This window comes from Pseudacidobacterium ailaaui (genome assembly GCF_000688455.1).
GTDB lineage: Bacteria > Acidobacteriota > Terriglobia > Terriglobales > Acidobacteriaceae > Pseudacidobacterium > Pseudacidobacterium ailaaui.
Window position 1 is genome coordinate 3,029,184 of record NZ_JIAL01000001.1, and the last position, 20,883, is coordinate 3,050,066.

At 55.2% G+C, this 20,883-nt stretch carries 20 protein-coding genes; 14 read left to right on the plus strand and 6 right to left on the minus strand.

From position 1 onward, the window contains the following. Positions 1-81: 81 nt before the first annotated feature. The 3 genes from egtB (at position 82) to N655_RS0113560 (ending at position 3,648) form a co-directional block, all read left to right on the plus strand. Positions 82-1,329, plus strand: a complete 1,248-nt coding sequence (egtB, locus tag N655_RS0113550; RefSeq protein ID WP_026443413.1) for an ergothioneine biosynthesis protein EgtB — start codon at positions 82-84, stop codon at positions 1,327-1,329. Positions 1,330-1,350: 21 nt separating this feature from the next. Next, the gene (egtD, locus tag N655_RS0113555; protein ID WP_044934711.1) at positions 1,351-2,331 is read left to right on the plus strand and encodes an L-histidine N(alpha)-methyltransferase; all 981 of its coding nucleotides are present in this window, start codon (positions 1,351-1,353) and stop codon (positions 2,329-2,331) included. Positions 2,332-2,418: 87 nt separating this feature from the next. After that, positions 2,419-3,648, plus strand: a complete 1,230-nt coding sequence (locus N655_RS0113560; protein WP_026443415.1) for a hypothetical protein — start codon at positions 2,419-2,421, stop codon at positions 3,646-3,648. Between the two features lie 8 nt (positions 3,649-3,656). Here N655_RS0113560 and N655_RS0113565 read toward each other — a convergent pair whose 3' ends face one another. Together N655_RS0113565 and N655_RS0113570 are read right to left on the minus strand one after the other, a co-directional pair. After that, on the minus strand, positions 3,657-4,466 hold the full coding sequence (locus tag N655_RS0113565; protein WP_026443416.1) for a LytR/AlgR family response regulator transcription factor: 810 nt from the start codon (positions 4,464-4,466) through the stop codon (positions 3,657-3,659). Between the two features lie 140 nt (positions 4,467-4,606). After that, entirely contained in the window at positions 4,607-5,809 is a 1,203-nt protein-coding gene (locus N655_RS0113570) for an aldose 1-epimerase (protein WP_026443417.1), read from the minus strand. A 140-nt stretch (positions 5,810-5,949) separates the two neighbouring features. Here N655_RS0113570 and N655_RS0113575 point away from each other — a divergent pair, with 140 nt between their 5' ends. The 6 genes from N655_RS0113575 to N655_RS0113605 all read left to right on the plus strand — a co-directional run bounded on the left by N655_RS0113575 (position 5,950) and on the right by N655_RS0113605 (position 10,541). After that, on the plus strand, positions 5,950-6,687 hold the full coding sequence (locus N655_RS0113575) for an HAD family hydrolase (RefSeq protein WP_026443418.1): 738 nt from the start codon (positions 5,950-5,952) through the stop codon (positions 6,685-6,687). A gap of 9 nt (positions 6,688-6,696) precedes the next feature. Beyond that, positions 6,697-7,509: an ABC transporter substrate-binding protein gene (locus N655_RS0113580; RefSeq protein ID WP_026443419.1), complete on the plus strand. Its 813-nt coding sequence runs from the start codon at positions 6,697-6,699 to the stop codon at positions 7,507-7,509. A 15-nt stretch (positions 7,510-7,524) separates the two neighbouring features. Then, positions 7,525-7,953, plus strand: coding sequence for a (deoxy)nucleoside triphosphate pyrophosphohydrolase (locus N655_RS0113585; RefSeq protein WP_044935961.1), 429 nt, complete (start codon positions 7,525-7,527; stop codon positions 7,951-7,953). Between the two features lie 65 nt (positions 7,954-8,018). After that, positions 8,019-9,548 (plus strand): sialate O-acetylesterase, encoded by a 1,530-nt coding sequence (locus tag N655_RS0113590; RefSeq protein ID WP_026443421.1) that lies wholly within the window; start codon positions 8,019-8,021, stop codon positions 9,546-9,548. 228 nt (positions 9,549-9,776) lie between these two features. After that, positions 9,777-10,085: a Rieske (2Fe-2S) protein gene (locus tag N655_RS0113600; RefSeq protein WP_026443422.1), complete on the plus strand. Its 309-nt coding sequence runs from the start codon at positions 9,777-9,779 to the stop codon at positions 10,083-10,085. 39 nt (positions 10,086-10,124) lie between these two features. Then, complete coding sequence (locus N655_RS0113605; protein WP_026443423.1) at positions 10,125-10,541, plus strand: DoxX family protein; 417 nt, start codon at positions 10,125-10,127, stop codon at positions 10,539-10,541. A 1-nt stretch (position 10,542) separates the two neighbouring features. Here N655_RS0113605 and N655_RS19060 read toward each other — a convergent pair whose 3' ends face one another. Then, positions 10,543-12,336 (minus strand): SpoIVB peptidase S55 domain-containing protein, encoded by a 1,794-nt coding sequence (locus N655_RS19060; RefSeq protein WP_049961441.1) that lies wholly within the window; start codon positions 12,334-12,336, stop codon positions 10,543-10,545. 101 nt (positions 12,337-12,437) lie between these two features. Here N655_RS19060 and N655_RS0113615 point away from each other — a divergent pair, with 101 nt between their 5' ends. Continuing rightward, positions 12,438-13,631 (plus strand): VWA domain-containing protein, encoded by a 1,194-nt coding sequence (locus tag N655_RS0113615; RefSeq protein WP_026443424.1) that lies wholly within the window; start codon positions 12,438-12,440, stop codon positions 13,629-13,631. An 83-nt stretch (positions 13,632-13,714) separates the two neighbouring features. Further along, positions 13,715-14,494 (plus strand): RES family NAD+ phosphorylase, encoded by a 780-nt coding sequence (locus N655_RS0113620; RefSeq protein WP_202900340.1) that lies wholly within the window; start codon positions 13,715-13,717, stop codon positions 14,492-14,494. A gap of 30 nt (positions 14,495-14,524) precedes the next feature. Here N655_RS0113620 and N655_RS19065 read toward each other — a convergent pair whose 3' ends face one another. Next, positions 14,525-16,096: an MGH1-like glycoside hydrolase domain-containing protein gene (locus tag N655_RS19065; RefSeq protein ID WP_069955831.1), complete on the minus strand. Its 1,572-nt coding sequence runs from the start codon at positions 16,094-16,096 to the stop codon at positions 14,525-14,527. A gap of 136 nt (positions 16,097-16,232) precedes the next feature. On the opposite strand from N655_RS19065, the gene N655_RS19070 reads away from it, so the two are divergent. After that, the gene (locus N655_RS19070) at positions 16,233-17,528 is read left to right on the plus strand and encodes a glycoside hydrolase family 28 protein (protein WP_049961442.1); all 1,296 of its coding nucleotides are present in this window, start codon (positions 16,233-16,235) and stop codon (positions 17,526-17,528) included. Here N655_RS19070 and N655_RS19075 read toward each other — a convergent pair. Beyond that, on the minus strand, positions 17,519-18,433 hold the full coding sequence (locus N655_RS19075) for a YihY/virulence factor BrkB family protein (RefSeq protein ID WP_044934714.1): 915 nt from the start codon (positions 18,431-18,433) through the stop codon (positions 17,519-17,521). The genes N655_RS19070 and N655_RS19075 overlap by 10 nt on opposite strands. Before the next feature lie 406 nt (positions 18,434-18,839). Between N655_RS19075 and N655_RS0113645 the strand changes: the two genes are divergently transcribed. Together N655_RS0113645 and N655_RS0113655 are read left to right on the plus strand one after the other, a co-directional pair. Next, positions 18,840-19,046: a cold-shock protein gene (locus N655_RS0113645; protein ID WP_026443426.1), complete on the plus strand. Its 207-nt coding sequence runs from the start codon at positions 18,840-18,842 to the stop codon at positions 19,044-19,046. Positions 19,047-19,385: 339 nt separating this feature from the next. Then, positions 19,386-19,760 (plus strand): response regulator, encoded by a 375-nt coding sequence (locus N655_RS0113655; RefSeq protein ID WP_026443428.1) that lies wholly within the window; start codon positions 19,386-19,388, stop codon positions 19,758-19,760. Here N655_RS0113655 and queG read toward each other — a convergent pair. Further along, positions 19,749-20,870, minus strand: coding sequence for a tRNA epoxyqueuosine(34) reductase QueG (gene queG, locus N655_RS0113660; protein WP_026443429.1), 1,122 nt, complete (start codon positions 20,868-20,870; stop codon positions 19,749-19,751). The genes N655_RS0113655 and queG overlap by 12 nt on opposite strands. Positions 20,871-20,883: the final 13 nt, after the last annotated feature.

A 20,883-nucleotide genomic window follows, 5' to 3' on the forward strand; every position in this document is an offset into this window, starting at 1 on the left:
CTTCCCCGGTTGACGAATCTTTCTTCCATGCGGGCAACACGCAGCGGCAAAACACCTCTAAGTTAAAGGAAGGAGACCAGGATGGGGCAGGGCGTGGTCATTTCTGATTCTTTGGTGCAGGATTATTGTTGTGTTCGATCACAAAGCGAGTGGCTGGTCCGGTCACTGAGTCCTGAGGACATGATGGTCCAGTCCTGTCCTGAAGCCAGCCCGGCAAAATGGCATCTTGCACATACGACATGGTTTTTTGAAACATTTCTTCTTCGCGAAGCCAGTCCCGATTACCGCCCCTTTCATCCTGATTTCCTTTGGCTTTTTAACAGCTACTACAATGCCGTCTCTGATCAACCAGAAAAGAAGCTGCGCGCAGTATTTTCCCGGCCCTCCCTGGCCGAGATTCTGGCATACCGCAGGCATGTGGATGATGCAATGGCAGGGCTACTGCATCGAGGGCTGCCGCCAGAGATGGAACAGCGCGTGGTGTTGGGCCTGCATCATGAACAACAGCACCAGGAGCTTCTGCTGACCGATATCAAGCATGCATTCTGGACGAACCCATTGCGGCCGGCCTACCTGGACCTGCCGTTTGAGCAGCCGCTCTCGCCGAGCGAGAACCTGGACTGGCGTCAGTATGAGGGCGGAGTGCTGGAGATCGGCCATCGAGGGAGCACTTTCTGTTTTGACAACGAGTTGCCCCGTCATCCGGTGTACCTTCAGCCTTTCCAATTAGCATCACGCCCGGTGTCATGCGGGGAATACCTTGCATTCATGAACGATGGCGGATATGAACGGCCTGAACTCTGGCTTTCCGAGGGATGGCAGACCGTGCAGTCTCACGGATGGCGCAGTCCGCTGTACTGGTACAGGGAAGAAGGGACGGAAGAATGGCAGATTTTTACGCTAAGAGGAAGTTTTCCTTTCTCTGTACTTGAGCATACTGCCGTGTGCCACGTAAGTTATTTTGAAGCCGACGCCTATGCGCGCTGGTCCGGTAGGCGACTTCCCACGGAGGCGGAATGGGAAGTGGCAGCAGCAGAAAAGCCAGTGTGCGGAAACCTCTTGGAGCAAAATCTGCTCCACCCAGCAGGAGTTTCTGGACAGATGTTTGGAGACGTGTGGGAGTGGACGGTGAGCGCGTATCTGGGCTATCCAGGCTTTCACGCATTGCCCGGAGCGCTGGGTGAATACAATGGCAAATTCATGGCCAACCAGATGGTGTTGCGCGGAGGTTCCTGCGTTACACCGCAGACGCATATTCGGGCCAGCTACCGGAATTTCTTTCCCACGGCGACCCGCTGGCAATTCTCGGGCATTCGCTTAGCAAGTTAGAAACCACATAAAGGGTATACGATGCACGCTCTATCTGCGATCGCACCACCATTCCCCGCCGCGTCGGGCCCTCTGGGCGCTGAGGTCTTTGCGGGGTTGACGGCATCTCCCAAACGGCTCAGTCCATGGCTGTTTTACGACGAGCGGGGCTCCGGGCTCTTTGAGCAGATTACGGCGCTTCCCGAGTATTATCTGACGCGTACAGAAAGGTCCATTCTGGAGACCCATGCCGATGCGATGGTTTCTGCCGCCAGTGGCTGTGGACGGATATCGATCATGGAACTTGGCGCTGGAACCGCTACCAAGACCGGGCTGATTCTGCAGGCGGCGGTCCGCAGGCAAAATACGGTGACATACTACCCAATTGATGTAAGTGAAACGCCGTTGCTACAGGCCAGGGACCGATTGGAGGCCGACATCCCGGGAGTGTCGGTGCTTCCGCGTATTGCTGACTATACGAGAGAACTGGCCAGGGTAGAAACTTCTGGAGAACGACGACTGGTGTTATATATCGGATCGAGCCTTGGAAACTTTGAGCCGTTGGAGGCGCTCGGCCTGCTGCAGTCTCTTCGCGAGACCCTGACTGCCGGAGACAAACTGCTGCTGGGGGTGGACATGGTGAAAGACGTCTCGCTGCTGCTGGCGGCCTATGACGATTCCGCCGGGGTCACTGCGGCCTTCAATAAGAACGTGCTGGTGCGAATCAACCAGGAATTAGGCGCCAACTTCGATATCAATCTTTTTCAGCACCGTGCCGTCTGGAATGAAAATCATTCCCGCATCGAAATGCATCTGGTCAGTCTGGTTGCCCAGCAGGTGCAAATTCCAGCGCTTGGGCTAAAGTTGTTTTTTGAGCCAGGAGAGAGCATCCATACGGAAAACAGCTACAAATTCCATGATGAGGACGTGATTGAAATGCTGGAGCGCTCTGGCTTCCATCTCTCGGACCACTGGACAGACAGCAGGGAGTGGTTCGGCGAGTACCTGGCCACAGCATGGTAAGAGAAAAAGCGGGGTTGATTTGAAGGGACTGGAACCGGTGTTGCTCTCCCCAGCAAAGGCCGTGCATTTTTGTTGCACAATGGAGGCATGGGACTGCGGGAGATCATCTGCGCGGGAGTGCTGATTTCAGCGTCTGTGACCTGCACAGCAGATGCCACGCAGAGTGAGCCGGCCCCGTCCCTGCGGGTTCCCGTGGCCCCTCTGGGTTATGTAGCGCCAAGCCCCTTTTACCTTACGGCCCGCCTGTCTTCCGTTTCTCTGGATTTCATTGATAAAGACCATCTGTTGTTTACCTTCCGCGTTCCCGGCTTGATGCAGCGGATCCCGGAAGACCCTGTTGAGGATGAAGACCAGACCATCCGCGCTGTGGTGCTGGAGCTGCCGTCCGGAAAAGTGCTCACCAAGGCGGAATGGAGGATGCATGATCGCTCCCGCTATTTATGGTGGCTCGGGGACGGACTCTTTCTGGTGCGGCAGCGCAGCCGGCTGTTTGTTACCGACAAGACCCTGCAGCTGCGGCCGTTTTTAAACAGTGAGACGGCGCTGGAATCGGTACAGCTTTCTCCCGATCGAAGATGGATTGCCATTGAAGCAGAAGGGAAAAAGGAAGAGCGTCAGTCCCTGGCCAGCACGGTCCCGTCTTTTGGGGATGCCCGGCCGGAAAACAAGCCGGTGCAGATTTTTATTGTGGATGCAAAGAGCCGCGCCGTGACTGCCCGCGCCGAGGCGCTGGATGCTGTTGATATCCCAATGGTGGGCGACGGGCACCTGCTGGCCATTGAGGGAAAACATAACAGTTGGATCATCCGTTACGACCCATTTCATGGCGAAGCGCGACAACTGACAGAGATTGAGTCCTCATGCCATCCATCAGAAATTGCGGTGAGCAGCAACGTGGCCCTTGTCATTGCCTGTCCGCGTTCTGGAAACGATCATCTTGTCAGTGCAATCAATTTGGAGGGAAAGGTCCTCTGGCAGCAGCGCTGGGAGTCGCGCTATATCTGGGCCACCTTTCAGTTGAGCCAGAACGGGAGCCGCTTTGCCTATAGCTCTCTGCAGGTGTCCCATCCTGTGGGCACGCTGGACCCCGTTGACCAGGAGTCGATTGAAAGGCAGCTGGTCGGAGTGTTTGATACCTTCACCGGGAAACTGCGCCTGGTAAAAAACGCTACACCGATACTCAGCGCCGGGCAGAATTATGCTCTTTCTTCAGACGGTACGAGATTCGCCATTCTGCGCGAAGGGGCCATTGAAGTCTATGATCTGCCCCCCGCAGAGGAAGACCCAGGAGCAGAAAGACTTCCGCCGAAGAAGTAAGCTGAGTATCAGAGTTTGAACAGTTCGCGTAAGCGTCGAGTCTGGGCGCGGCTGACAGGGATTTCCGTCTGCTTTTTATCATCCATGCGCAGCTGATAGCTGCTCTTGAACCACGGAACGACTTCTTTGATGTGGTTGATGTTCACAACGTAGGACCGGTGCGCCCGCCAGAAGATGGATGGATCAAGCTGTTCCAGCAGCTCTTCCAGGGTACGGCACTTGGACTGCCCTTCCAGCGTAGGTGTAACCACCGTGATGATGCCTTCATCAATGGAGGCAAAGCAGATGTCCTTCTGGTCCACCAGGAGTAGACGGCTGTTTGCCTGAAGGACAATTTTTCCGCTGTGCCGCTGGGGCTGCTGCTGCTCGATGAGCTTTAGAAGAGCACTTAGACTGGCATTGCCGCTGCCCAGGTCTCCGATCTTTTCATGTCCGTGGACCTCCTGCAGGCGCTGGCGTGCGCGCTCAATGGCTTGCATGACACGGTCGCGGTCAAAGGGCTTCAGCAGATAGTCAATTGCGTTTACGTCAAAGGCCTTGACCGCATATTGATCATAAGCGGTAGCAAAGATGATCTGGGGAAGGTGAGCCGATTCGTCGTGTTCCAGCAGCTTCTTCAGAACGGCGAATCCGTCCAGCCCCGGCATCTGAACATCGAGAAAGACCACATCCGGCTGATGAGTCCGGATCAGGTCCACGGCTTCGATTCCATTTGTGCCCTGGGCCAGTATCTCCACGCTGCCCGTAGTGTCGAGCAGATATTTCAGCTCTTCGCGAGCCAGCTCCTCGTCGTCAATAATCAGGGCAGTCATGGCTATCGGTGCAAATTAAAAGTATAGGGAGTGAGGGGCGCTACAAGCAAACATGGGAGACGGACGAAGAAAAGTCCAAACAGCATTTCTCTCCTCCTTTGCACCGAAACCAGGCGCAAGGGAGGAGAGCTGCTTGGGGAGAAAAGCTACTTTGCTGCGGGAGGAACAAACAGTGCCAGTTTGCATTTCCAGGTAACGGACTGGCCCGGTTTCAGCGTGATCATGCCGGTGTCCATGCCGTGCCATTCCTTCCCCCAGGGATCGCCGAAGTTGAACTGCTCTTCGATTGCGGCAAACTGCTTGTCCGGCGGGGCATAAACCTGTACCGTTTTGATCTCTGGCGACTCGCCGATGATGTGAATCCCGTACTGGGAAGCAGGGTCTGTAAAATCTACAACCACATTTCCATCGCTCCGCTTCAGGTGAGCAAAATTGTCGTCGAGGAAGATGTCATCGAGTGGTTTTCCGTCCGGAGCGTTGAAATCATATTTCGTTCCTTTTACAGGAAGCAGTTTGCCGGTAGGGAAGACGTCATCATAGTTGTTTACCTGCGCAACCGCTTCTGCAGGAACGTGCAGGCGTGCCTGGGTCCGGTTGCCGCTGGGCACAGCAAAATATGGATGCCATCCGATGGAAAGGGGCTCAGGCTCATTACCTACGTTTGTTGCTTGAATCGTGGCTTCTACTGCATCACCCGTCAGCGAGATGGTGAATTTCAGGTCTGTCTGCGAAGGCCAGTATCCGCCAAAGTTTCCTGCATGGATGACGCCTGTAACGGTCTGGCCGTCGGATGTGTTCTCTACATGAACATCCTGGGTTTTGCTGGCCAGGATCAGTCCATGCATGGCATGTTTCTCTGCGCCGGGCTTCTTGCCGGCCCAGTTGGCGGGCAACGTGATCTGTTTCCCATTCCATTCTGTCGTGATGGTCTTCCCATCAGCAGAAAGCTTGCCGCGGATGCGGTTCGGGTAGGGCACCAGAAAAGCTCCGCCGAAGGAAAAACTAGCATTTCCGTTCAGGTCATCTGGGCCGCCATTCAGTTTCTGTGCAGCTACTTCCAAAGAAGGCGAGGCGAGCACATTGATTTCACCTTTGCCCGGAATATTGGCCGTGATCTGGAACAGATTCATGCCGCGGCCCGGCAGAACCGTGGCGGAGAGGAATTCGGGCTTGGCGCCATGGCTGGTCGCGGCGCGTTGCAACCTGACCACGTCCTCGCCGCCAATCTGGGTGACGGCAGGCTGAGCAGGGGCTTCATTTTGGGCCGGAGGCGCGGGCTGATTGCATCCGGCGACTGGCAGCAGCACGACTGCAGCTGCAAGCAGAAATCGTTTGTCACAGACGGACATAGTTGGACCTCATGAAAAGGAAACGTTTGCTTTCAAAAACGTTATCATTCTACGCGATAGGGTCATATTTCATCAGGCTTTCATTCCGGCAGCCGTGCAAATTCTTTCTGCATCCCTCAAAATAAAAAAGAGGAGAAGGAATGACGACGCTGCACACTGCCTCAGCAGAAGAATACACAGGCGAAGAGTTTCATCGGGCAGTCCTCAAAGTGAAGCCAAAGACTGCCGTCTTTGATTGCGATGGCACTTTATGGAGCGGCGATGCCGGATATGGCTTCATGGTCTGGTCGATGGAGTCCGGGCTGCTCTCCCGCAATGCCTCCGACTGGCTCGATTCCCAATATCGCGCTTACCGCGCCGGCAAGGTCTCGGAAATGGAGATGTGTGGAGAGATGGTACAGGTTTATGCCGGATTGCGCGAAGAAGAGATGCGCAAGGCTGCGGCCACTTATTTCCGCACACACATGGAAGCCAACATCTTTCCAGAGATGCGTGCCCTGATTGCGGCTTTGCGAGAAAACGGAACGTCCCTCTGGGCGGTAAGCTCCACCTGTAACTGGGTGATTGAGGAGGCCGTGCGGCACTTTGGAATTCCGGCGGAACACGTTCTGGCCGCAAGCGTACAGATAAAGGACGGGGTGGTCACCAGCGAACTGCTGGATGTACCAACCGATGAGGCCAAGGCGGATGCCCTGGTACGGGCCGGGGTGCCCCATCCTGACTGTGTCTTTGGCAATTCGATCCATGATGAGGCGATGTTGAAGATTGCGCGTCATGCCTTTCCTGTCAATCCCACGCCAGCGCTGCTTAAGAGTGCGGCCGACCAGGGTTGGACCGTCTTTTTCCCGGAATCCGTGCTGAAGGACAGCAAGGTCTAGATTTGCAAGATGCGGATTGTATCGCTTCAGCCCAGTATTTCCATCATTCTTGAGAAGCTGGGCCGCCTGGATACGCTGATTGCCTGTACACGCTACTGCCTGGCTGCCGTTCCCGGGCTGCGCCAACGCAACCCGGTTGTGGTCCATGATTCGTGGACAGCTGCCACAGACGAATTGACGGCATTGTCTCCCGATCTGGTAATGGCGTCAGCACCTTACCGGCAGGAATCTCTGGCCGCGATTCTCAAGGCCGGATTTCCTGTGCTGAGTTTCTCGCCGCACACTTTGGCAGATATTTACAACGATATTCGCCTGATTGCCGCAGTGGTCGACGCCAAGTTTCAGGGTGAAGTATTGATTGGAGAAATGCAGTCTACGATGGAGAAGGTACGACGGCAGGCAGCATTGGCCGCCACATCCCCACTTGTGTACTGCGAAGAGTGGGGAAAGCCTTTGATCCATTCGCAGCCCTGGGTGAAAGAGCTGGTGGAGATCGCAGGTGGGCAATTTCTGGGCGCACCTGGGAAGACGACGAATGCCGAAACGGTGGTCTCGGCAGATCCAGACGTCATCGTGATGGCGTGGTGTGGTGCAGGGGACCGTGTGCCGCTGGAGCGCGTCGTCAGACAGCGAGGCTGGCAGGACCTCAAGGCAGTGCGCCAAGGGCGGGTTTACTGTATCGCCGATGAATGGCTGAACACGCCGGCTCCGGTTCTGAAGAACGGCCTTCGCGCGCTGGCCTCTGTCCTCCACCCGGAAGTTTTTGGTGATATCGAGCAACAGATGGGCAGGCGCATCGGTATTTCCCTCAATAACGCTTAAACTAAAATAAGCTTGGTGACCGACGCACATCCGAGGGAAACGGCCCCTACAGTCCGCTATGTGGTAGCAGCGCTCATTCTTCGTGGAAACACGGTCTTGATTTGCCAGCGCCGTCCTGATCAGGCCATGGCGCTCAAGTGGGAATTTCCCGGCGGAAAGATGGAACCGGGTGAGGGGCCGGAAGAAGCGTTGGTCCGTGAGCTCAGGGAAGAGCTGGGCATTGAAGCTGTGATTGGTCCGCTTGTGGCCCATGTGCGGCACACCTACCGTAATGGGGGCGCCGTGGATTTGCAGTTCTTTGCTGTCCGCCAATTCAGTGGCGAAATCACCAACCATATCTTCCATGATCTTCGCTGGTGTCCGCTTACCGATCTGGTGCAGTTTGATTTTCTCGCTGCGGACCGGGGGCTGGTCAAAGACCTGGCCGCAGGTAAACTGCTCTAATCTTCCGAAGGACAAGGCCTGGTGCGGCGTCCTTACTGCTTTCAATGTTATGGTTATCAGGAGCCATGAACAGTACGCGGAACCCTGTTTTCTTTCTCCTGGTCGTTTTGCTTTCTCTGCTGGCCTCACCTGCTGAGGTCCGCCTACCGGATGTCATCAGCAGCCACGCGGTCTTTCAGCGGAATGCTCCCATTCACATCTGGGGATGGGCCGCTCCCGATGAGGCCGTCACCGTGCGCTTCCATGATCAGTCCCTCCAGGCCACGGCTGATGATCTGGGGAGGTGGGCCCTGTGGCTTTCTCCGGAGAAGGCCGGTGGCCCCTATACCCTGACGGTGCAAGGCTCCAGGCCGGGAGAAGCGCCACTTACGCTGACGGACATCCTGGTCGGTGATGTCTGGCTGGCCTCCGGCCAATCAAACATGGAGATGCCGCTGATGGGCTTTCCGGGAAGCGCTGTTGTGAAAAACAGTTCCCAGGAAATTGCGCAGGCGAATTTGCCCCAGGTGCGGTTGCTTCGCATCGAGAAAAAGAGTTCGTTTTATCCGCAGACTGACATTTCAACTTCATGGACGGAGTGCACTCCGCAGACGGCCGCTCAGTTCTCTGCCGTGGCGTACTTTTTCGGAAGAGAGATCAGCCAGCGAGAGCATGTGCCCATTGGCCTGATTGATTCCACTTGGGGAGGGACCCCGGTGGAGGCGTGGATCAGTATGGACACCATCGGTTCCAACGCTGGATTGATGCCGGTCTTTTCCTACTGGGCGCAGTTTACAAACGAACTCAGCGATCGGGACCTTGTCCTGGCAAGGGAAAAACGCGACGACGATGCGGCAGCGCAGGCTGGAAGGCCAAAGCCGCAGCACCCGTGGCATCCCGATGGGACCTCCTGGCAGCCCTCTGGGTTATACAACGGAATGATCGCTCCCTTGGTTCCTTACACCATCAAAGGTGTGCTTTGGTATCAGGGAGAAACCAACAGCAACCCGGTCCGCGCTCCTTATTATGCGCGTTTTTTCCGTGCCCTCATTGCCGACTGGCGGATGCACTGGAAGGAAGGTAACTTCCCCTTTCTTTTTGTGCAGATCTCGAATTTCTATTCACCAAATGAAGATTGGGGCATGGTCCGAGATGCCCAGCGACGCACCCTGAATGTAGCGAATACGGCGATGGCCGTGACACTCGATATTGGTGATCGCAACAATGTGCATCCGGCAGATAAACAGGATGTTGGCGCAAGACTCGCGTTGGCCGCGCGTGCTCTGGTTTACGGTGAGCCGCAACTGGAGTACTCCGGGCCTCTTTTCCGCACGGCAACTGTGGAGGGCCGGGCCATGCGTGTTTGGTTTGATCATGCCGGAGGCGGCCTGATGATTCACGGTACTGAGCTCAAAGGTTTTGAGATTGCCGGGGAAGACGGAAAGTTTGTCCCAGCAAAAGCACGAATCGAGGGGCAGACAGTGGTGGTGGAAGCTACGGATGTCTCTCGTCCCCAGGCTGTCCGCTATGGGTGGGCGAGCTTCACGGATGCAAACCTGTTCAATCAGGCAGGGCTTCCGGCATCTACTTTTACCTCGGAGCAGGGGCCCGACTAGCCGAAGGCCAGTTCATCGGCGGATTCCAGCGGGGTCCCACAGACGCGGCAGATGACAGCAGAGCAGTCTCCGCACACCAGAGGGTCATAAACTTCGCGTCCGCAATTTGGACACCAGAGGCGTATTTCGTTTTCTTCTTTGGATTTTTCAGGGTGCGGTCCAGGCATTCTGAAGATGAGCGTAGCATGGAAATGGCTGGGGCTGTTCAATTCATTCTCAGGAAATACAATGCAACAATTTGTCAGAATCTGTGGAACTTCCGAATTGCCTGCTTCAGGAGCAGCACGCGAAATTGCTTCAGGCGACCGGATGCTGTGTGTGGCCAATGAGGGCGGCGTCATTTCCGTCATGGACAACGTGTGTCCGCACCGTGGCGGCCCGCTGGGACAAGGAATGGTGGAAGCAGGCAAGATCATCTGCCCGTGGCACGCCTGGGCTTTTGACTTGAAGACTGGAGCGGCGGAGCATACACCTCTGGCCAAAGTGCAGGTATATGAGGCCAAAATCGAAGGTGAAGATGTGCTTGTGAAACTGTAAATTACAAAGAAAGCTGATGAAAAGGCAGGAGAGTCTTTCATGTTCACATGGCTGGAGCGCTTTCAACCCTTTGGCGTATTGGTAGGCCGCTTCGTCCTGGGTGCCATCATGATGGTCCACGGAGCAGATAAAATTTTTCCACGTGGATCACTCTATAGTTTTACCCGGATGGTCGGTCATCTTGGGATGCCGCCCTGGCTCGGATATCTTTCTGCCTTTACGGAATTTTTTGGCGGAGCGCTCCTGATCCTCGGACTCCTCGTTCCGGTTGCCTCCCTGGGGATTGCCGTGAATATGGCTGTGGCAGTGCTCAAGGTCCACCTGCATCATGGCCTGACAGGGCCGGAAGGATTTGAATATCCTTTGTCACTTTTTGCCCTGGCGCTGCTGCTGCTTTTCAGCGGTCCCGGTTATCTGGCCCTGGATTCCGTGCTAGGGATACAGCGGAGACGGTAGCTTATTCCACTTTCAGCGTCAGCACCTGTTGCCCATTCAGTACGCTCTCAATGGGAACAGAAGCCAGCGGTACTGCCGACTCGCCATTCAGTGTGAGCTTCTGGTTCTGGCGCATGGGTTCGAGCACGTTTGCCATGGAAACAGGCAAGATGGTCAACGTGCGTCCATCCACTACCGCCTGTGGAGAGGGATCAAGGAGCGTGACATAGAGGTGGTCATTCTCATGTTCACTATTTAACTGTTCAATGGTCGCCGCCACGTCGAGGGGCTGCGAATTCAGAAACCGGGAAGGAGATTGCGTAAGACGGTCAAGCGTACTTCCATCACTGACCAGCAGGCGGACATTGCCTTCGGGTAAAACTGCGGGCAGCGTCACTGGAATGCGAATATTTTTGATTTCTCCATGCCAGGGGCGGATGGCCGCATTAATCATGATCGTTTGTCCCGCGTGGACCATGGTGGCCGCCGACTGAGCGCTTTCCAGTTGCGCGGTAAGACGCCGCGGTATGGCCTCGACCTCGACGTTTACGCTGTGGATCGGGGCCTGACGAGCAGCATTGTCATAGATGCGGGAAAAGTGCTCCCCTACCATGAGCGCGGCAGTCAGGTTGGCAGGAAGGTCGCCGGGTGCGGCCAGACCGGTGAATCGGACCTGAGGGTAGCCGGAAATGTCGACCGTGCTCTGCACGCGGTAGCTGGTTTCGGCGGTAAAGTTATTGCGCTGCATCAATCCCTGAAACACAGCAACCATGATTACCGAGGGGGTAATCTGCGGCTGGTCCACTACTTCCATGTGGAGTGTGTGCGGCGTGGCCTCGCCATGGATGGTCACGGTAATCGGAATCATCCTGGCCTGCTCGCCGAAGCGGCCGAAGATGGCAGATTCCCGGTCCTCCGTGAAGGAGCCTACTGTTTCCGTGGTGTTAATGATTTTGAATGCATTGTAGGGAGAAGGAAGCGTTGCCACGACCTGCGCCTTGGTCATGGGCAAGGAGACAGGGCCATATTGAGTAATCGGATGTCCGCAGGCCAGGAGCTGCTTCGGGTCCACATAGGTCACCGTGCAGGTCGCGGCAATCTCAAGGTCGCCGCGCATCAGCAGCGCGCTCACGGCGGATCCGGGAACGATGGGATCGGGCTGTTTTTCATCTCCAGAGGAGCCACCGATTCCCGCCACTGCTGTAGTTCCCAATGCAGCCGGAGCATGTTCTTTCCAGAACGCGAGCGCCTGCTGGTCAAACCCGCTGAAGACCAGGGGTGTGTCCATCGGACGGATGGCATCAGTTTGCACCGAATCAGAAACCGGGGGCAGCTCATCGGCTGCAGTGCCCTTCGAGGCAGCCAGCAGACCCGGGCCACCGTGGGCCACCTCCAGCATCTGTGCAATCGGGGTGATTCCGGCTATCGGTTCCTTGCTGAAGAGACCGATGCGATAGCTGAGGGCACCCAGAAGCTTGCCGTCTATATAAACCGGGCTTCCGCTCATTCCAGCAACGACACCCGTATATTCCGGTTTAGCTCCCATCAGGCGGGCCAGGATCATGTCCTGCCCGGGGCCCAGTGCGTTATGCAGAAGGCCCAGAATTTCCACTTCCATTGGCTCCGGTCTGGTGCCAGAGAAAACGGTGTAGGCGATCCCATGCTGGCCGCGGTGTACCTGGTCCAGAGGGTAAAAGCCTGCTGTATAGGGGGGAGGAGTCGGTGGCAGAGCATTGGTCCCGGACACGGTCTGCCCCCCCATGGTGATTGCTGCTCCCAGGATGAGCCAACCGATGTCTTTCAGGCGGGTAATCACGTCTACAAGAGTAGAGTATCAGTTCTGTGGACAGAACCATTTTGGTTTTGTAACAAAGGCACCTTCAGAAAGCTTGCAGTCGGGTGCCTGGGAGTCCGACAATGAAGTCACCGATGACGTATTCCCTTCGTAAGGCCCTGGTCTTGTGCGTGCTGGCAGTTTTTCTGCAAGCCGAGCTGCCCGTTCCGGCACAGCAGCAGACACAACAGTCGACCCAGCAGCAAAATCAGCAGACCCAGCAGGACCAAAACGCCCCCGAAGCCGGAGGGCCTGCCGGCGATACTGGCGCCATTGCCATCCCGAAAAAGAAGGAGAACGAGACGCCTCCGCCTCCGCCGCCGGAGCCCAAAGTAAAGAACCCGCCCGGGTTGGAGAATTATTCTCTGCGGGTGAATGTTCCGGTCGTGAATGTGGATGTGGGCGTCATTCTGGAAAAAACCCACCAGTTTGTGCCGAACTTACAGAAAGAAAACTTCCGTATTTATGAGGACGGGGTCCCGCAGACCATCACTGACTTCCGCCGTATCCAGGCCCCCATCACCGCAGTGCTGCTGGTGGAGTTTGCCGCCAATAGCTGGTGGTTTATTCAGGACATGGAAAATGCTGCCTATACTTTTGCCCAGCAGCTTAGACCTGACGACTATATCGCCGTTGTCATGTATGACATGCACACGCAGATCCTGACAGACTTCACGCAGGACAAGCGGCTCGTTTACGAGGCGCTGAATTCCCTGACCATCCCCACCTGGCATGAGACCAACCTGTTCGATGCGCTTTATGAAACCCTCGACCGGCTGACTCGTGTGGATGGACGCAAGTATGTGATCCTCATCTCTTCTGGCCGCGACACCTTCAGCAAGATCACGCTTGACAAGGTGATGCAGAAAATCAAGGCCACACCGAATGTAACGATTTTCTCCATTGGTACTGGCCAGACGGCGCGTATTCTGGCCGACAGCTATGGCATGATGGGGCCTATTCGTAATCTCGATTACCTCCAGGCTGACAACCAGATGACGACCTTTGCCCGTATGACCGGAGGTATGGCTTTCTTTCCTCGTTTCGCCGGCGAAATGCCCGACATCTTTCACCAGATCAATGATTCCATCCGAAATGAATATGTACTTAGCTATCACCCCACAAACCAGAAACTGGATGGAACATACCGCAAAATCCGCGTGGAACTGGTGGACAATGAGGGCCATCCCCTGCGGATGCAGGATGAGAAGCACCATCCCTTGAAATATGACATTATTGCCCGCGACGGGTATAAGGCCCAGCAGGAAGTAGAATAACCAGATTTTCACCTCCCCGGGGAGCGCGCTTCAAGAGCGGATTCACAGTCGATTATCCTGATTTCTACATGTCCAAGGCTTCTGTGAAACATCCGCTCCCCTCGGTTCGCGCGCAGATGGAAGCGCATCCGGAAATTCCTCTGGCTGAGGCCCTCTCGGCGGACCCTTCGCTGCCTCCGCTGGTCCAGCTGCGCCGTTTCGATACGCATCGGTTGATTCCTGCCAAGTACAGCAGCAACCTAGAATCGGTCCTGACTCGGATCGCTGACGACGATCATCATCTGCAGCACATCTTTGAGCTGGACAACGCCACCAACGCCCGGCTGGAAGCGGAGGAAAATCTTCGCCCCGGAATTACGCAGCGCGAGCTGGTTTTTCACGTACCGCACTATCGCATAATCAACGCAGCATTCACCCATCCTCACCCGCTCGGAGCGCGTTTTTCCACACCGGACCGCGGAGCTTGGTACGCGGGGTTTGAACTGGCGACGGCCAAGGCTGAGATCATTTTTCACAAATCGGTTGAGTTTGCCGAAATTAACTGGAAAGAACGCGAAGAGATACAGTATGACGAATATCTGGCAGATTTCACCGGCAGCTTCCATGACCTGCGGGCAGAGGCGGTAACGCCGGGACGCTTTCATGCATGTCTGGCCCCGGACAGTTATGTAGAATCCCAGAAATTGACGCTTCATTTGCTGCAGCACGGGTCCCTTGGCGTCATCTATCCGAGCGTCCGCCGTAAAGGAGGAACTTGTATTGCCTGCTTTCTTCCCAGTGTGGTGGCCAATGTGCGTAAAGGCAACCGCTACAGACTCACGTGGACGCCTACACGGGCCACACTGGTCAAAGAAGGATTTTGAAATTGAGATACAAACGCGTGCGCTGGAGAGCTATGTAGGGTCGCCCAGGTCGAAAGAAACATTGGGCCGGATGCGGAAGGTCCTTTGTTTTCTATCTTCCAGTGCTAACAGGATATGCTCTTCATTTTCAGAGGTCCCAACAGCCTTGAGAAGTTTTCCGGAGGAAGAAGTCAACAGACGCACCCGTCCGGAGACGGTGGCCAGGCTTTTCCCACCCAGACACAATTGCGCAAGACTTCCCTGATAATGAAGCTCAGCGCTCACGCCGTGCACTTTGGCTTTGAAGGTGGATTGTCCGGAGGGTGAAACAGGGCGGATGTTCCACTCAATGAATTCGCCTTGCTGACGCACGCCGGAAAGGCGCCAGACATAATCTAAGAAGACCAGTGCCGCCGGTGAATAGCCGCCTGGATCTATCTGTGTAAATTCGCCAGTCAGCGGGTCCATCTGCTGACGAAATTCTGCGTGGCGGCTGATGGCTTCAACCCAGCGCTGCATCATCCAGGCAAGATCAGCCGGTTTGCCGTAGTGCTCCATCCAGCGCGGCGCACGCAGTGCGGTGAGGGCCTGCGACGCTCCTCCCCATGAGTTGCGCGGAATTGGACGCACAAAATCAGGATCATCGAGTGCAATGGAGGGTAGTGGATAGGGTGCCCAGAATGCCTTTGGGTTGTGAATCTGCCGTTCGTAGATTGCTGCAAAGAGCTTGGCATCGACAACGTGCTCTCCAAGGACGCGGGAAATCACATCTCCGCGAATGCGAACAAAATGACCGTCCGTGTCGAGATCGTAAAAAGCAGCGTCTTCCGGGCAGTAGAGCTTTGCGATGATGAGTTTGCGGATGTGCTCTGCCTCTTCAGCCCAGCGGTCGGCCTCACTCTGCTTTCCGAGGGCCTTGGCCATGGCAGCCAGCGCCACTCTGCCGCCGTAAACAGTAGCTGACAAATCAGGGCACAGACGCGGCATTCCCGGAACAGGTAGGCACTTACGGGCGTCCGCATCCGGGCAGCGATTAGGAACTCCCTTCCAGCGCGGGCTGTTGTCGTGACCTGTATCGTAGGTGCAAAAGCCTTCGCACAGTCCCGTGCCCCGCGTATTGCGGTAACGGAGCAGCCATGCATCCCAGCGGCTGCACGCAACATAGGCCTTTTCGAGCAGTTCATTGTCTTGAAACCTCTGGGCCATTTCCCATGCCGTAGCAGCGATCGGTACGACCATCTGAATTTGCCCAAAGCCAACGGAGTCCTTCTTTATGCTGCATGGTAGCTGCCCATCTTCCTTTTGCAGAGAGAAGAAAATCATATGGTTGTTGCGGGCGATGTCCGGGCAGAGCGCACTGTAAACTTCGCCTTCCTGCGGCGCGCATTCCAGCCACACGCCGGGATACACGCTCCCTTCGACCAGTACCGAAGCGGAGTAAGGATGCAACTGCGTGATGTTTCCATGAAGCACAGAGAGCGCCGCTTCATAGGTGTGCATCAGGCGCCCATCGTCCGTGCTGAATTGCAAATCGTCAGGTTGCAGGACCTGCTGACTTTCAGCAAATAACCTGTATCCGCCGAAGGCCAGGATTCCCGTTTGAAGAAAGCGTCTTCTGTCCATCGTATGCTTTCTGAGGTTTGACCATATAGGGCCTGTTGTCAAGGTGGAAGGGCTTCATAGCTGGAAATCTTAATTATGAACAGGTCAAGTGAATCTTTGACAATTCATGTGGTCAGACCTCACACTGAAAATTTATATGACACTTTTGAAACGCCGCGATTTTTTGAAGGCGGCCGGGGCTGTTGCTGTTACTTCTTCAGGCAGCTTTTTCTCCTTGCATGGAGCGGAAAATGTCCCGCGGGCAAAATCCGCTTCGAATCGCAATCTATTTGACGCTCGTGATTTTGGCGCGGCAGGAGACGGAAAAACCAAGGACACCTCAGCCATTCAGCAGGCAATCGATCGCTGTCATGTCATGGGGGGTGGCGAAGTTTTCCTCTCCTCTGGGAATTATCTGACCGGAGCCATCCAGTTACGATCCCAAACGACCTTGCGGATCGATCACGATGCCGTGCTCCTGGGAAGCCCTGATTGGACTGACTATCCCGTAACCCAGGTGCGTTGGGAGGGGAAGTGGATTGCCGGACATATCGGCCTGGTCTACGCCATAGACGCCGAGCAGATCGCTGTAACTGGTAGCGGAAAGATCATCGGAAATCCAGCACTGGGTGGAAGACCAAATCAGCGGGACCCCCTGCGGCATCCGGCCCTCATTGAGCTGATTTCATGCCGGAATGTTCGGCTTGAAGGATTTTCTACCAGCTACGAGCGCATGTGGTCCGTGCATCCTACCTATTGTGAAGATGTCACCATCCGCAATCTGACCATACGCAGCAGCGGAGGCAATGGCGACGGTATCGACGTGGATTCCTGTAAGCGCGTATGGATTGATCATTGTGATATTTCCACCGGGGATGACTGCATTTCTCTGAAGTCCGGCCGGGGCAGCGAAGGGCATTCCCTCATGCGGACGACGGAAGACGTACGCATTACGAACTGCACTTTTGCAGATTCGCTTTTTGCATGCATCGGAATTGGCAGCGAGACATCCGGTGGAATTCGCAATGTGCGCATCGAGCATTGCCGGTTTACTCATGCCCGCAGCTATGCCATCTACATTAAGAGCCGGGAAGGGCGAGGTGCGTTTATCAAAGATATTGTGGCCGACGACCTGGATGTTTCCGGGATGGAAGGCGGGTTTCTCCGCATCAACCTGCTCAGTTCGGGACTGCAAGACCAGGCACCGGTTCCCGGCAGCGAGGGCATTCCCTCCGCGGAAAACTTCCGGTTCTCCAACATTCATGTGGACGATGTTCCTGTGCTTGTGAAAGCAACTGAAATTTCTCCAGAGAAGCCCCTGCACGGGTTTGTGCTGGAAAATGTTACCGGGACCTGCCAGAAAGGCGTCTTTCTTGCCCATGCGAAAGGAGCGCGTTTTCGGAAGCTTCACCTGACCGGACATACAGGAACCATGATCAACCTTCAGCCCTGAGTAGAGGTTTGTTCCTGCTTCCGCTCAAGGTCGGCCTCGTGGGCCACGCGCAGCGCATAGCGAGTCGCAGAATATTGCGCTCCGGCAAGCAGGATCAGGCCGGTAAGAAATGCCCACATCATCAACGTTACGGAAACAGAAAAAGGTCCATATACCGAACGGAGATCGAGCCAGGGCAGCAGCTTTACAAACAACACTTTGGCCCCTTCCCAAATCAATCCAGTGACGATACCGGTTGGAAGTACTGCCCGGAGCGGTAGTTTCCGGTTGGGTAGTACCCAGTACACGATGGAAAAAACAGCAACGCTCAAAAACGCCGCAGAAATGCGCAGAAAACTCCGCTCCAGGAACAGATAGACGAAGTTGTTGGTCTTTCCAAAGAAGAGAAACTTCAGTACTGCTCCCTGGGCGGCGGTGAAGGCAATCGAAGTGAGTGCCAGCAGGCCCATGCCTAAAGCCAGTCCCAGAGAGATCATCTGGTTCATTCCATAGCTGCGGTTTTTTGCCACCTGCCAGACCCGGTTCAATGCGACTTCGAGAGGCAGAAAGACGCCGGTAGAGGAGATGAGAAGCATCAGGATGGAGAGGACCTGCACTCCACCCCGGGGTGTTGCAAGCAGGCTCATGTTCCGGACCACGAAGTCCTGGTTGGAGGGGAGAAAGTAGCGCAGCATGTCAGCAATGACATCTTCCATGGCCTGCGAGTGAAAGATCCTGCGCGCCAGCGTGAACATCAGCACAATAAACGGAAAAAGAGAGAGGATGGCATTGGCCGCGACGCTAAAAGCATAGGTATGGACCTCGGTCTGTGTCAGATAGCGGACAAGGGAAACGATCTGGTTCCGGAGTCCATGACTGTGTCTGGGTGGTTTTGCCAAAGGTGGAACGGCATCTTTTTCAGGCATTGGCTCTGTTTTTCATCATAAACATGTGTCCGGCGTGCTGGTCCGTCCAGGCAAGACAACCGCATTTCAGAAATGGGTGACCGAAGGACATGCTGGGCCGTCCAAGGCCCTGGACCCTTTTAGACATTTCCATGCTTTGAGATTACCAAAGGCCACTGTCCCTTCGTAACTCACTGAAAATTGTGCCATTTAAGTGCATTTTTTACTTGATTTTGCGGCAAAATTCCTACATAACATAGGGCACAGCCCCGCTTTTGGGGCAGAGGAACATTTGTTGGAAGGCCGTTTTGTGTTGGGTGTTCGTTTCAGGAAAACTGCTCTGAATTGAAAGGCTGCCGCTTGCAGAAGTGGCGGCCTTTGGCATTTTGGAGAGACCTTTCCTGAAACCTTAACGAAAGGAGTACGCGTGAAAGAGCGTGGTGTCGTGAAGTGGTTCAACGGAGCCAAGGGCTATGGATTCATCCAGCGTTCGACAGGTGAGGATGTCTTTGTACATTTCTCGGCCATTCAGGATTCTGGATATAAAACTTTGAATGAAGGCGAATCTGTGGAGTTTGAATGCCAGCAGGGTCCCAAAGGACTTAGCGCGGCAAATGTTGTACGCAACAATTGATCAGATCATTTCCGGGGTCTTGACCGCCCCGCAGCTTTGATGACCGCAGGTCTTCATTTCTGTGGACCCTCCCTCCGCACAGAATGAAGACCGCGATACATGTTCCTTTGAAATTTCCCCGGGTCTAAAAAGAGTGCAATCCACAAGCCGGAAGAGTTCGTGCATTTTCAAAGCGAGCTGGCCTGATTCAAACCTTTCCATTTGTGAAAAATGGTAAGCCAAGTCGTCTTCCCGAAAGTGCATAGGAAAAGCGGCTTCCATGGATACTTTCGATTCGATTACTTTTCAACAACATACAGCTCATGCAATATGTAGATATTTCATAAATGGAAAAACTGGATGCCTAAATCTGCTCCTACGGTTTTCGTTGTTGATGATGAGGTGGTCATCGCGGAAACGCTGGCCACGATTTTGCTTACACACGGCTATTCCGCCATCCCATTTATGGATCCGTTGCAGGCCCTGAACTATACCAAAATTCGTCTCCCGGATCTCTTGGTTACGGATGTAAGAATGCCCCAGATGTCCGGTATCGAGCTGGGGATTGAGATCAGAAAAATTTGTCCTGGGTGCAGGGTTCTGTTGTTTTCAGGCCATGCATCGTCGGCCAGCATTCTCAAAGATAAGCGCATTGCGGAGATGAACTTTACTCTGCTTGCAAAGCCAGTCCATCCAAAAGACCTTTTACTAAAAATAAATAGTTTAATGGAGTGAATCCTTGCCAGCGATCTTCTGCATGGCCCATTGGGCTGCCTCAGCCAGTACCGGGTCATCCTCTCTGGACCATTCCTGAAGTTTAGGCAGGAAACGTTTCAGACGGCTATTTCCCATCGCGATAGCGATATTGCGGCGCAGGCCCTGCAATTTTGTCCGCTTCACCGGTGAGCCGTAGAAAAGTCTGGCGAAGTCTTCCGGACCAATTTCCGCCAGCCAGTCCAGGGAGGGATTTACCAGCTCGGTCCGGGGTTGGAGCTCCGGGTCAGCGGCGATGGGCGCTTTGCGGTTCCAGGGGCAGACGTCCTGACAGATGTCGCATCCGAAGACCTGCCGTCCGATTCCTTCGCGTAGCTCCAGAGGAATTGCGCCGCGCTTCTCGATGGTCAGATAGGAGATGCAGCGGCTGGCATCCATCTGACGGGGGCCAGTAAGCGCCCCTGTGGGGCAGGCATCCAGGCAGCGGGTGCAGCTTCCGCAGCGGTCAGCGGCAAATGCGGCACGCTGCTCCGGAGGAACAGGAAGTGAAGTCAGAATGACTCCCAGAAAGGTCCACGAGCCAAGCTTCTGGTTGAGGATACAGGTGTTTTTCCCGGTCCAGCCGATTCCTGCATATCGGGCATAGACGCGCTCCACCACAGGGCCGGTGTCCACATAGCAGCGTGATTGAAAAGGTCCCAGGTGTGTTTTGAGGGCAGCGTCCAGTTTTTCCAGCCGCTTTCGCAATACGTTGTGATAATCACTGGGCACGAGGCCATCATCTTTGCCGACGCGTGCCGTCCATGCATAGCGCGCAATCCATCCCGATTCCTCGGGTGCAGGCTGGATGGAAAGCGGTTGGTTGGAGTGGTAGGCGGCGGCACAGACAATGACAGACCGCGCCCAGGGTGCGGCAGCATGTAAAGTTGACCGTACGTAATCTCCGGCCTCGTTCCGCCGCTTGAGATATTCCATTTCGCCCGCATTTCCTTCTTCCACCCAGCGAGTAAAGCGATTGCGCTCCTGGATGTCCTCCGGCGAACCAGGCTCCGGGACGGCCGCGATTCCGGCGGCAGAAAAACCGGCCTCCTGGGCCTGCTGAGAGATGATCTTCTGGAGTGAGGACGGCATGGAAATGCTCTAC